23 protein-coding genes are annotated in these 9229 nt (G+C 31.3%); all 23 read right to left on the minus strand.

Annotated features, from left to right (window positions below; genetic code table 11):
• Position 1: 1 nt before the first annotated feature.
• Positions 2 to 340: a hypothetical protein gene (locus ACKVOD_RS04210; protein WP_409208226.1), complete on the minus strand. Its 339-nt coding sequence runs from the start codon at positions 338 to 340 to the stop codon at positions 2 to 4.
• A 71-nt stretch (positions 341 to 411) separates the two neighbouring features.
• Positions 412 to 639 carry a hypothetical protein gene (locus tag ACKVOD_RS04215; protein ID WP_409208227.1) on the minus strand — a complete coding sequence of 76 codons (228 nt, stop codon included), beginning with the start codon at positions 637 to 639 and terminating at the stop codon, positions 412 to 414.
• A gap of 159 nt (positions 640 to 798) precedes the next feature.
• Positions 799 to 1077: a hypothetical protein gene (locus ACKVOD_RS04220; RefSeq protein ID WP_409208228.1), complete on the minus strand. Its 279-nt coding sequence runs from the start codon at positions 1075 to 1077 to the stop codon at positions 799 to 801.
• A 167-nt stretch (positions 1078 to 1244) separates the two neighbouring features.
• Positions 1245 to 1472: a hypothetical protein gene (locus ACKVOD_RS04225; RefSeq protein ID WP_409208229.1), complete on the minus strand. Its 228-nt coding sequence runs from the start codon at positions 1470 to 1472 to the stop codon at positions 1245 to 1247.
• Between the two features lie 313 nt (positions 1473 to 1785).
• The gene (locus tag ACKVOD_RS04230) at positions 1786 to 2061 is read right to left on the minus strand and encodes a DUF551 domain-containing protein (RefSeq protein ID WP_409208230.1); all 276 of its coding nucleotides are present in this window, start codon (positions 2059 to 2061) and stop codon (positions 1786 to 1788) included.
• Positions 2062 to 2084: 23 nt separating this feature from the next.
• A complete protein-coding gene (locus ACKVOD_RS04235; protein ID WP_409208231.1) occupies positions 2085 to 2276 on the minus strand; it encodes a hypothetical protein in 192 nt (63 codons plus the stop codon).
• Positions 2277 to 2452: 176 nt separating this feature from the next.
• On the minus strand, positions 2453 to 3130 hold the full coding sequence (locus ACKVOD_RS04240; RefSeq protein ID WP_409208232.1) for a DNA methyltransferase: 678 nt from the start codon (positions 3128 to 3130) through the stop codon (positions 2453 to 2455).
• Between the two features lie 89 nt (positions 3131 to 3219).
• The gene (locus ACKVOD_RS04245; protein ID WP_409208233.1) at positions 3220 to 3447 is read right to left on the minus strand and encodes a hypothetical protein; all 228 of its coding nucleotides are present in this window, start codon (positions 3445 to 3447) and stop codon (positions 3220 to 3222) included.
• Positions 3440 to 3589: a hypothetical protein gene (locus ACKVOD_RS04250; protein WP_409208234.1), complete on the minus strand. Its 150-nt coding sequence runs from the start codon at positions 3587 to 3589 to the stop codon at positions 3440 to 3442. The genes ACKVOD_RS04245 and ACKVOD_RS04250 overlap by 8 nt, the downstream gene beginning before the upstream one ends.
• Before the next feature lie 103 nt (positions 3590 to 3692).
• The gene (locus tag ACKVOD_RS04255) at positions 3693 to 3962 is read right to left on the minus strand and encodes a hypothetical protein (protein ID WP_409208235.1); all 270 of its coding nucleotides are present in this window, start codon (positions 3960 to 3962) and stop codon (positions 3693 to 3695) included.
• A 72-nt stretch (positions 3963 to 4034) separates the two neighbouring features.
• On the minus strand, positions 4035 to 4292 hold the full coding sequence (locus tag ACKVOD_RS04260) for a hypothetical protein (RefSeq protein WP_409208236.1): 258 nt from the start codon (positions 4290 to 4292) through the stop codon (positions 4035 to 4037).
• Positions 4293 to 4471: 179 nt separating this feature from the next.
• Positions 4472 to 4651: a hypothetical protein gene (locus ACKVOD_RS04265; protein ID WP_409208237.1), complete on the minus strand. Its 180-nt coding sequence runs from the start codon at positions 4649 to 4651 to the stop codon at positions 4472 to 4474.
• A gap of 162 nt (positions 4652 to 4813) precedes the next feature.
• A complete protein-coding gene (locus ACKVOD_RS04270; RefSeq protein WP_409208238.1) occupies positions 4814 to 5197 on the minus strand; it encodes a hypothetical protein in 384 nt (127 codons plus the stop codon).
• Positions 5198 to 5218: 21 nt separating this feature from the next.
• Positions 5219 to 5491, minus strand: coding sequence for a hypothetical protein (locus tag ACKVOD_RS04275; RefSeq protein ID WP_409208239.1), 273 nt, complete (start codon positions 5489 to 5491; stop codon positions 5219 to 5221).
• A 187-nt stretch (positions 5492 to 5678) separates the two neighbouring features.
• Positions 5679 to 5978 carry a hypothetical protein gene (locus ACKVOD_RS04280; protein WP_409208240.1) on the minus strand — a complete coding sequence of 100 codons (300 nt, stop codon included), beginning with the start codon at positions 5976 to 5978 and terminating at the stop codon, positions 5679 to 5681.
• Between the two features lie 78 nt (positions 5979 to 6056).
• Positions 6057 to 6326, minus strand: coding sequence for a hypothetical protein (locus tag ACKVOD_RS04285; RefSeq protein ID WP_409208241.1), 270 nt, complete (start codon positions 6324 to 6326; stop codon positions 6057 to 6059).
• A gap of 128 nt (positions 6327 to 6454) precedes the next feature.
• On the minus strand, positions 6455 to 6664 hold the full coding sequence (locus ACKVOD_RS04290; protein ID WP_409208242.1) for a hypothetical protein: 210 nt from the start codon (positions 6662 to 6664) through the stop codon (positions 6455 to 6457).
• Between the two features lie 4 nt (positions 6665 to 6668).
• Positions 6669 to 7310, minus strand: a complete 642-nt coding sequence (locus ACKVOD_RS04295) for a recombination protein NinG (RefSeq protein ID WP_409208243.1) — start codon at positions 7308 to 7310, stop codon at positions 6669 to 6671.
• Complete coding sequence (locus ACKVOD_RS04300) at positions 7310 to 7462, minus strand: hypothetical protein (RefSeq protein ID WP_409208244.1); 153 nt, start codon at positions 7460 to 7462, stop codon at positions 7310 to 7312. The genes ACKVOD_RS04295 and ACKVOD_RS04300 overlap by 1 nt, the downstream gene beginning before the upstream one ends.
• Positions 7452 to 8159 (minus strand): phage antirepressor KilAC domain-containing protein, encoded by a 708-nt coding sequence (locus tag ACKVOD_RS04305; RefSeq protein WP_409208245.1) that lies wholly within the window; start codon positions 8157 to 8159, stop codon positions 7452 to 7454. Before ACKVOD_RS04305 ends, ACKVOD_RS04300 begins: the two co-directional genes overlap by 11 nt.
• A gap of 64 nt (positions 8160 to 8223) precedes the next feature.
• Positions 8224 to 8466 carry a hypothetical protein gene (locus ACKVOD_RS04310; protein WP_409208246.1) on the minus strand — a complete coding sequence of 81 codons (243 nt, stop codon included), beginning with the start codon at positions 8464 to 8466 and terminating at the stop codon, positions 8224 to 8226.
• Positions 8467 to 8531: 65 nt separating this feature from the next.
• Positions 8532 to 8765: a hypothetical protein gene (locus ACKVOD_RS04315; RefSeq protein WP_409208247.1), complete on the minus strand. Its 234-nt coding sequence runs from the start codon at positions 8763 to 8765 to the stop codon at positions 8532 to 8534.
• 152 nt (positions 8766 to 8917) lie between these two features.
• Positions 8918 to 9169, minus strand: a complete 252-nt coding sequence (locus tag ACKVOD_RS04320; RefSeq protein WP_409208248.1) for a hypothetical protein — start codon at positions 9167 to 9169, stop codon at positions 8918 to 8920.
• Between the last annotated feature and the right edge of the window lie 60 nt (positions 9170 to 9229).

Here is a 9229-nt window from a genome sequence, read left to right on the forward strand (position 1 = left end):
GTTAGTGGCAAACCCTCAAGAATTGCGTCCAAAGAGTTTCAACCGCTATTTTGGCATCTTCATAAGCGTCACACATTTCGTGTTTATTTGGGCAATCGTTTCCAGTTAGTGGGAAATAAGTATTAACGCTAAATTTAACCACTCCATTACTTTCTAATCTTGAAATCCAAGCGATGTGTAATTTTCTATAAATAGCTTTCCTTGCCCATCTTCCCATATCGTCAGGCTCGTCATTAAAAGAGTATCTAGGTTCATAAGTTACAAGGTCAGCCACTAACAGTGGTTTTGACTTATTGCCACATTCGGCTAAATTTGATGTTAGTTTTGTACTTGTATTCATTGTTTTTTAATTTAAAGATTAGGTCTTATTTTTTTGGCAACAAGACAAAGCCACGAGACGTTAGGGAACAGCTATTTAGAATCCCCTAACCAAACTTCTTTTAAAAGACGATTATGTATTTTTTCTAATGATTTTTTTCTAACATCATCTGATATTATTTCGTGAAAACTCAACGATAAAACATTGAAAGCTAATTGTTCAATGACTTTTACCTTTTCAACATCAAATGAAACTTGTTGACTTCTTAACTGTTTTCTAACTGAATCAGAAAATAACGAGTAACTAATTTTTATTTCCATAGTTTGTAAATATGTAGCCGATTCCCTAACAAATGATATAAGAGATTTTCGGCTTGGTTTATAAATTTAATTTTTGGGTTTGTACTTTTAAAATTGGTTCTTGAACTGAAAGTTTCGGGATTTATCCTGCCGAAAATCCTCTCATATCATCAACCGTTATCACTCAGCTTCGTTGGAACGGATAAAAGCGTTAAATTTTTTAATTGCAACTTTGCTATTTGATGCAACACAGGAAAAGATATATTCAATGTCATTCCACGTATTATCTGTTACATCAAAATGACCGCTTCTTGTAAAATGATATTCCTCGCATCCTTTTGGAACTACTTTTTTTCTTGGCTCTATTGGAACAAATTCTCTGCCTTTGTTATTTTTCGGATAACTAACATCATCCATCATACTTGCCATCGTTGCCATTGCTAAAAAACTTGATTTCATTGTCATAATTTAAAGAATAAAAAGCCGAAGTGATAGCATACGCTAACCGCTATTCAGGCTTCAGGTTAAATTTAATTATTATTTTGTGTCTGTAAGATTTGTAATAATCCGAAAGTTCAGTCCTTACTTTTCCTGAACATCAGTTAGCTTCTCCGTTAGCCGTCAGTTTACTGAACTAACGTATTATGTTCAACTACATCAAAATCTCCGTAAAAATCTTCTTTTTTTCGTGTAACAATAATTTGCACTTGTACTTCTTCTTCATTATCTAATAAAATTGAACCTGAAGAAGTTGAAAAAGCATCAGCTTCTTTATTGTCATTTAATTTGTTTGCTAATTCAATAATAGCACCTTCTGTAAATAAACTTTTTACTAATTTTTCTAAATGTTGCATAATTTCTGATTTTAAAAACCGAACGGCTAACAAGTGTTTTACGCCATTGTGGGTTTAGGGTTTAATATTAAGTTTGTTTTGCATCAGTTTAATTTCGTGATAACAGGAAAGTTTGTGCTTATTTAACCACAACGGACGTAAAGCACTCGAACGTTACCAGCAATGCCACCGACACCGCTAAAACAACCGTAATTGTGATTTAAAGTCATTAAAACGCTTTTCTTGTTTCTCATAATATTCTCGGTCTATTTCAAATCCTACAAAGTTGAACCCGCCTTCGCAAAGCACCATACGTTATAGCACATTGCTACTTTTACGGTTTATCAAGATATTTCCAATGAGTTGGCATCGAGCCACCAAACCATTTAGGAATATTTGTCAAGCAATCCTTTGTTCTATAACAGATAAAATAGTTTTCAGAATGATTATGAAAACATAATACATTTACATCATCTTCTGGTAAACTTTCATCTACACTTATCCATTTACTTGTCCAATGGTCTTTTGCTATATCGGATTGAATTATCCACTTTAAGTATTCAGAAACTTGTTCATCAGAATTAGTCATTCTTAACTGTTCTGTCATCATTTTAAATTTATTATCTTTCATAATTATTTATTTTTTAATTCATCACAAACTTCTTCAATTTTTAATAATTCTTCTTTTGTAAAAGACTTATCTCTCATTTTTTCTAATAACTTCCATTGTCCGATTTTCAATATTTCTCCTAACTCTGTTTGTGTATAAAAATTAAAAATGAAAGTCAATCTTATGCTTAAAATTTCTTGTTCTACGTTATTCATAAAATCTGTTTTTATTATCCGCAACGATGCTATAACAGTTGTTTGGCACTATTGCCGTTTAGTTTTTCAGCGGAAAATCCGCTGGTAATATTAAATTCAGTTTTCATAAGAACGTTTTCGTTATCGGCAACAGATGCCAAGCAACATAACGTTACCGCTAATTGCTACATTCGTTTTCAAAAGAGCGATTGTTGCGCAACGTGGTTAATAATTCGTTGTTTTGCTTTGTTAAAATATTCTTCATCAAGTTCACAAGCGGTCAATTCATATTTATAATCGTGGCACGCTATTGCGATACTTCCAGATCCTAAATGTGTATCAAGTATTTTGTCGCCTTGTTTAGCATATTTGTCTAAAATCCATTTATATAAAGTTGTTGGTTTTTGTGTTGGATGAATACGGTGTTGTTGGCTTGGATGTTTATCAAACTTCTTTGCACTACTTGTAAATGACGTCCACGCTAATTCAAATTGAGCAAATGTAACATCTTCGCTAAATCCTTTATCCCACATCAACCAGCAAGGCGATGGTGTTAGGTTTTCAATCATATAATTTCCACCCCAAACAATTTGGTTTTTTGAAACCCTTTTTAATTCATTAAAATACTCTGCAGTTGGTGTTTCATTATCATTTCCTGCGAATTTATGGTACTTACTTTTTTTATCTCCTTTTCTTCTCCCCATTGATACATTTATTCCAATTCCATAAGGCGGATCAACTATCGCTAAATCAAAATAGTTGTCAGGATAACGGCTCATTAACTCCATATTATCTTCACACGTAATCGTTAAACCACCCACAACTAGCGGTAACAGCGTTTTGGAGCAAGCGGATTCAGTCTTTAATTCAATCATCGGTTTGTGTCTTTATTTTTGGGTTATTAATTTAATTATTCAGTGTACTTTTTCCGCCTGCACCAAGACGCAATCCGTTAGTAGCAAGACTACGTTAAGTAGTTCTCAATATCTTCTGCGTTTACCCAACTCGTTATATTAGAGTTTTCATATTCAATAGCAAATTGCCCTTCTCCTGTGCCGTAACAAGTATAATATCTACACACAACGCCTTTTTTATTTGTTTTCTTACCAAGATATTGTTTGTATTTTTCGCATAAATCTTTCGCATTCCATTCTCCGCCTTTGTATGTTTCTATTTCAAATTTTCTATCCATTTTGTTTTAGCTTTTGAATTTCGTTAATAAAATATTGGGTGCATTCTTCCATTTTTTGTAATTGTAATTTACTATAAGGCTTAGAATACTTTGCTTTTTTCGGTTTCTTATTTTTGTGAACCGTAAAATAATTTGTTTTCATAATAATATTTAGTTTTTAAAATCCGTCCAGCTACTAACAATCGCTACAATCCAGCAAGCCGAATCAACTTTGTCCATAGGCTTGCCGTCGTGTAGCTTTGCCGTTATAAGCCATTTAGAGGAAACCTACTCGGACAAACTTTACCTTCATTTCGTTTTATCCAACTTATTGCAGCTTCACCGCTTCCGATAAACACACATCTATCTTCTTGCATTATGTAAACATCATAAGTGCTGTATAATGCAATGGGAATTTTATACCATTTTGCCGCTTCCTCAATATCGTTGTGAACGTGAAAAGTTAAACGGCTTATAACAGCAGCTAAACAAGATGGCTGGTTTTCGTTTTCAATTGACTTATTTTCTGTATTCATAATCTGTTTATTTATTGATGTTTTGTGGTGGAATACGCCACCTCGTTTAGCTGCAGGACGTTAGCGGTCAGTTTATAAGTCGCCTAGAATTTCATCGATAAATTTAGCCGAAAGTTCGTCTTGCTCTTTTGATGCCCTATGTTCTATTCTAAAACCTACTACTTTTTCTGATTTTTTTTGATTAATAAAATCTTCTAGTTCTTGGTAGCTATCGGAGTTTGAATAAATATGAATATTATTATCATTCCTCCAGTCGTTATCAACTCTTAATTTTATAATAAATCTGTGTGTGTAACCTTCAAATTGTTCTTTAGAATATTTCGTTTCCATCTTGTTTAGTGTTATAAAACCGAACCGCTAACAATGCATTGTAGCAATTGTGGTATTCGGCTTAATTAATAATTGGTTTTGTACTTGTTAGTGTTTAATCGATAATTTGGCAGTCCTAATCCACAACTGCGACAATGCTCAACGTTATATTCCAGCTTCGAGCAACTTTGTAACCAAAGCTACTCTTTATACTCAAAAATAACTGGAGCTAGTTCTTTGTCAAGAGTTAATTTCCCATCAGCACTTGCAATTATTTGCAATGCAATTTTTTTATTTTCTTTTGTTGTTAATACCTGATGTGCAGAACCATCTTTGAACTGAACAATCATTACTATTACTTCAATATCTTCTATTTCCATTTTTGTTAATTTATTTAGTGAGTAAAAAAAGCCGAGAATATAACAATGCATAACACTAATTACGGTTTCGGTCTTGAATTTATAGTTTAGTTTGTATCAGTGATACGGTTTTAATCTGAATGTTTAGGCTTGTTTAGTCCGTAACTAGAGTTATGCTCAACGTTACTGGTTATTTTCTCTCTCGTGTCCTGCCAAAAAATCTCTGACTAATTTTTTGACTTCATCTATTTTAGAAATAGGAATACGAAAAGAGGTTGTTTTGGTTGGTTCGTTGTACTTTGGTTTGCTTCCAGCGTTTAGCCTTTTACCGCCTCTATTTTCAAATTCAATATAACTAACCATTTCATTGTTAATCATATTATGTATAGACTTATAAGTTTTTCCTGAATCACAAACTATCCAAGTATGTTTTTTTTCTATGTTAATTGCTATTACAATCTCGCCATTTGGTAACTTATCAAATTTTTTAATCAAATTCACATTTAGTTGATTTGATTTTAAATAAGTTTGTCTTTTTTCTTCTTTGATTTGTTTTGCAGTTTTCATAATTTAAGATTAATAAGTTAATTATATACTACGATCTTCGTTAGCGTTAGCGTATGCTTGATTTGCCCATACTTGAGCAGCGATAGTATTAACATACATTGTATATCCGCAATCTGCTGTCTGTGCTTTATTAATTGAGTTCATAGCTTCTCTGCAAGATTTTAAAGCCATCCAGTTGTCTTCATTTTCTTCATTATCCATAATTTCACAAACTATTGTGTCAAGTTCATTAAGGATAGTTGTAAGTTCTTTTTTCTCTGTTGTTGTTTCGATTTTAAAAGTAAGTGCTGTCATAATTTCTATTTGTTTGATTTTGTTATACAAATATACGACATCTTTTTGATTGTGCAAACTTTTTCAAAAGAATTTTTAATTTATTTTTAATTATTTGAAAAACAAAGAAAAACAACCAGTAACAATCAATAAACAATAGTGGCGGAATCTACTAAACCGCATACGCCACCATCGTTTATTTTTAACGTTAGTGGCAATCTTCCAGACACCACGTACCAAAGAAGTGTTTTTCACGTTTCCAACATAAAGTATCGCCTATTTTGTATTTTATATATTCCCCAAAAGAACAGTATTCACTATCTCCATCGGAAAAAGACAAAATAAATTTATCACTTCCATCAACTTTTACGTTTGCTTTTGCGTTAATAACAGTTTGTTTTGTTTCGTATTCCATCGGTTTTTCTTTGCACCCGACAAAAAATACCGCCACTAACAGCACATAAGCAAGAGCAAAGCAATTGCGGTAATTTGACATTTTTGTTTTCATAATAATATTTATTTTTAAGATTAAATTTTTGTTTTTGAAGGCTTTGCCCTCGCTTATCTGCGAACGTTAGTGTCTATGTTACTCAACATCGTCCAAAGCGTAAGCTGTTAAGATTGAATTTTTATTAACTTCCATCCAATCATCGTTCATATTTAATTCGTGAACATCATAACGGAGTTTCATAGTTACCTTTTCACTTGCTTGTTTCAATGCTTCGGTAACGTGCATTTTTGCAAATTCAATCATCCATTCTTCAACTTGTTTAGGAGTTGGAGGTCTGTTTTCGTTTGGTTGCATTTCATCAAGTTTGTTGATAATAAAAGTTTCTGCGGGTGGAATTGTTCTCATAATCATAATTTGTTTATTTAATCCTCACGCTAACCGTATATCCATCTTTTACAATGCTATACTTTTTTACATTCAATTCTTTAGCAACCTCGATTGACCATTCTATTGATCTTGTACCTCTTTAATCATTACATTTTCTTTTTTTGCTTCCATATTTCAAAATTGCTAATTTCTAACCATTCGTTTATTTTACCTTCGGGTATTTCTCTAATATCAACTGAAAATCCTATTGATAGTTTATTATGTTTTATATTGCTTTTCCTTAACCAAGCACCAAGTTCCGAATAAAATAATTTTAGTTCAGGAGTAGCTATAAACTTTTCTAATCTTCTTTTCATTATTTTAGATTTTGTAAATTCCTATTTCTTTATTAAATTTATCTCTATAATAAATTCGTTCTTTTATTGAAAATTTTTTATCTTGAAGTTTTAACCATTTTACGATACCTCTTGATATTTGTATCTTTTCTTTTATTTCATCAATGGATAACTTACAAGTAGGTAATCCTTTTAATGATAAGCAATATTCCTTTATTTCGCTTCCAAAAGTCAACTCAATGCCATTTACAAACTCTAATTGATTTCCACTTTTCCATTGGTTATCGTGAACTGATTGAGCATAGATATTAAATAAATGGTATCTTATATGTGGATTACTTTGCCTACCGAATAAGTGTCCAGCATCATAAGATTTTCCTAAATTTCTTTGTGAAGATATGCAAGGATGGTCTTTATCTAAAGTTCTGACTATCAAATTAATTTCTTTTTGTAAATCATTTTGCCAATCAGTAATAGTTTTTAATTTGTCTTTTAAATCTATTTTTTCTTTGCTCCATTCTTGCTTTACTTTTTTTGCTTTAGCTATCTTTTGCTTTTCAACTATTTTAATTGCGTGTTTTACTTTACAATCAACTTCATCGCAAGTCTTAGCGTTAAACCATTTACCGATAGGATTAGACAAACATATTTCGCACTTTTTAGCCATTATTTTTTTATCTCATAGGATTTTCTCATAGCTAAAAGCGTTTCTTTAAACCGTTCTTTTTGCTTACTTGGTACTTGAACCGAAAGAGTTACCCCGACATCATCGATATAAATTGTAGGTCTACCAGCGTTTGATTTTTTTTTATTCTGCATTTTGTTCTTTTATTAATTTATCTAGTCCTTTTTTCTTTAGAACAATTCTTTTTGTCTTAATATCATTCTTTCCTATTTTAATGTATTCATAAATGGTTTTTGCATATCCATTCTCTTCGGCATATCTTGTAGATGAAGTTCCGTTGGTTTCTTTTATAGTTTTCCACTTCTTTTGCTCCAATATTTTTGATAAAGTTGTTCTGCCAATATTTAAAATATCGCTAACCGAATCCAAAGTATAAGTGTTTTGACTATCAATAACATTTTCAAAAGCTAAAACTTTTGGGGTTTGTTCCGAAATTAATAATTGTTGCTTTTCAATAGTTTCTGCTTGTTCTCCTGCTAATTTTAAAGCCTCTGAAAATGTTTTAGGTAATTTGTATTGATTTTTGTTTTCTAATTCATTCAATCGATTTAAAACGCCTTTACGAACAATTCTGCTTTCACTCATTAACATTAAAATACATTCGTCTTTTGGAAGAGAATAGCATTTGTATATTTGGTTATTAGATGCTTTATAATCACTACGAAAATTTTCACAGTCATAATCTAATTCCTTTTCAATTTTAACCATAAAATCAATATGCCTTAAAGTAGTTTCATTTCCTTCTACTCTTCGATATTCATTGATAATTTCAACTAATTGAACACTACTCATAACTTGATTATGTTCGTTCATACTTACTAATTCATTCATAGTTTTAAGTTTTATTAAGCAAATATACAAATAAATATAATAAATTCAAATAAATTATATAAAATTATATTTTGCTGTTTTGTGATTTTATTAATCGTTCATAAAATTCTTCGGGAGGTTCGTATTCATCGCCACATTTACCGAAATTCAAAACAAAACAGTAGTGTTCTAATGATTCTTTTTCGTTTGGGAAATGAGCTAAAATGCCTTTAAAAATACGCAAAATAATATCTTCATTCCCCGAAACAAAAGCTAAGTTCATTAAGTTTATGTTTTTACAAAATCTTTCTTGGGTTATTATTTCCATATTTTAAAGGGTTTTGATAGTTTTGTAATACATTTATAAGTCTTAGCAAGTAGTTATAGGTAAGGCTAAGAAACATCTTCGTTAGAAAGTTTTTCGTAATATTCAATTGAAGCATCTTCAAAACGACCACCACCTTCAAATTTTCCTTTCAAAAAAGATTGAATGATTTGTTCTTTTTCTTTTTCAAGGTAGCCTTTATTTTTTATGATTGATAAAACACTTCTACCAACAAATCCTGAATCCCCTCCTTTTTTTGATAACTCTATAAAGTCTTTGATAATTTCTTGTAATGTTGTCATTTTATTTAAATTTGTGAGAAGCCCTACCTATAACAGCACATAGGCAATATGGCGGATTCTCGGTTAATATTAAGTTTTGTTTTTAAATCAAGTTCAGTTCTTTCAGATAGTTTTGTGTTCCAAAATCCGCCACATCGCCTATCTGCAAAACGTTAGTGGCAATGCCTAACAAACAGTTTCATCGTCTTTTTACCATCGGTGAATGTTACGAAATTATTTTCCACAGGTAGTATTTCCATAGTAAATTTCTCTCCATTACATTTTAATGCTTCAATAGGTTCACCATCATCGAACTGAAAGTATAATACTACATGTTCGTTTTCTACAATGGCACTGCCACTAACATCAGCTATAAGTAATGGCTGTTTTTGTGGTTCATTTAAGTTTTCTGCTTCTAAGTTCATTTTGTTTTATATTTAAAGTGAGTAGTTCTAATCAGCCACTACTCATAGCTGTAACCGTTA

Origin of the sequence: Flavobacterium sp., from assembly GCF_046155325.1 — a bacterium.
Classification (GTDB): domain Bacteria; phylum Bacteroidota; class Bacteroidia; order Flavobacteriales; family Flavobacteriaceae; genus Flavobacterium.

Bases quoted from the DNA above. Each gene is read 5' to 3' on its own strand.
- ACKVOD_RS04210 (WP_409208226.1), bottom strand. From the start codon at position 340: ATGAATACAAGTACAAAACTAACATCAAATTTAGCCGAATGTGGCAAT.
- ACKVOD_RS04215 (WP_409208227.1), bottom strand. From the start codon at position 639: ATGGAAATAAAAATTAGTTACTCGTTATTTTCTGATTCAGTTAGAAAA.
- ACKVOD_RS04220 (WP_409208228.1), bottom strand. From the start codon at position 1,077: ATGAAATCAAGTTTTTTAGCAATGGCAACGATGGCAAGTATGATGGAT.
- ACKVOD_RS04225 (WP_409208229.1), bottom strand. From the start codon at position 1,472: ATGCAACATTTAGAAAAATTAGTAAAAAGTTTATTTACAGAAGGTGCT.
- ACKVOD_RS04230 (WP_409208230.1), bottom strand. From the start codon at position 2,061: ATGATGACAGAACAGTTAAGAATGACTAATTCTGATGAACAAGTTTCT.
- ACKVOD_RS04235 (WP_409208231.1), bottom strand. From the start codon at position 2,276: ATGAATAACGTAGAACAAGAAATTTTAAGCATAAGATTGACTTTCATT.
- ACKVOD_RS04240 (WP_409208232.1), bottom strand. From the start codon at position 3,130: ATGATTGAATTAAAGACTGAATCCGCTTGCTCCAAAACGCTGTTACCG.
- ACKVOD_RS04245 (WP_409208233.1), bottom strand. From the start codon at position 3,447: ATGGATAGAAAATTTGAAATAGAAACATACAAAGGCGGAGAATGGAAT.
- ACKVOD_RS04250 (WP_409208234.1), bottom strand. From the start codon at position 3,589: ATGAAAACAAATTATTTTACGGTTCACAAAAATAAGAAACCGAAAAAA.
- ACKVOD_RS04255 (WP_409208235.1), bottom strand. From the start codon at position 3,962: ATGAATACAGAAAATAAGTCAATTGAAAACGAAAACCAGCCATCTTGT.
- ACKVOD_RS04260 (WP_409208236.1), bottom strand. From the start codon at position 4,292: ATGGAAACGAAATATTCTAAAGAACAATTTGAAGGTTACACACACAGA.
- ACKVOD_RS04265 (WP_409208237.1), bottom strand. From the start codon at position 4,651: ATGGAAATAGAAGATATTGAAGTAATAGTAATGATTGTTCAGTTCAAA.
- ACKVOD_RS04270 (WP_409208238.1), bottom strand. From the start codon at position 5,197: ATGAAAACTGCAAAACAAATCAAAGAAGAAAAAAGACAAACTTATTTA.
- ACKVOD_RS04275 (WP_409208239.1), bottom strand. From the start codon at position 5,491: ATGACAGCACTTACTTTTAAAATCGAAACAACAACAGAGAAAAAAGAA.
- ACKVOD_RS04280 (WP_409208240.1), bottom strand. From the start codon at position 5,978: ATGAAAACAAAAATGTCAAATTACCGCAATTGCTTTGCTCTTGCTTAT.
- ACKVOD_RS04285 (WP_409208241.1), bottom strand. From the start codon at position 6,326: ATGAGAACAATTCCACCCGCAGAAACTTTTATTATCAACAAACTTGAT.
- ACKVOD_RS04290 (WP_409208242.1), bottom strand. From the start codon at position 6,664: ATGAAAAGAAGATTAGAAAAGTTTATAGCTACTCCTGAACTAAAATTA.
- ACKVOD_RS04295 (WP_409208243.1), bottom strand. From the start codon at position 7,310: ATGGCTAAAAAGTGCGAAATATGTTTGTCTAATCCTATCGGTAAATGG.
- ACKVOD_RS04300 (WP_409208244.1), bottom strand. From the start codon at position 7,462: ATGCAGAATAAAAAAAAATCAAACGCTGGTAGACCTACAATTTATATC.
- ACKVOD_RS04305 (WP_409208245.1), bottom strand. From the start codon at position 8,159: ATGAATGAATTAGTAAGTATGAACGAACATAATCAAGTTATGAGTAGT.
- ACKVOD_RS04310 (WP_409208246.1), bottom strand. From the start codon at position 8,466: ATGGAAATAATAACCCAAGAAAGATTTTGTAAAAACATAAACTTAATG.
- ACKVOD_RS04315 (WP_409208247.1), bottom strand. From the start codon at position 8,765: ATGACAACATTACAAGAAATTATCAAAGACTTTATAGAGTTATCAAAA.
- ACKVOD_RS04320 (WP_409208248.1), bottom strand. From the start codon at position 9,169: ATGAACTTAGAAGCAGAAAACTTAAATGAACCACAAAAACAGCCATTA.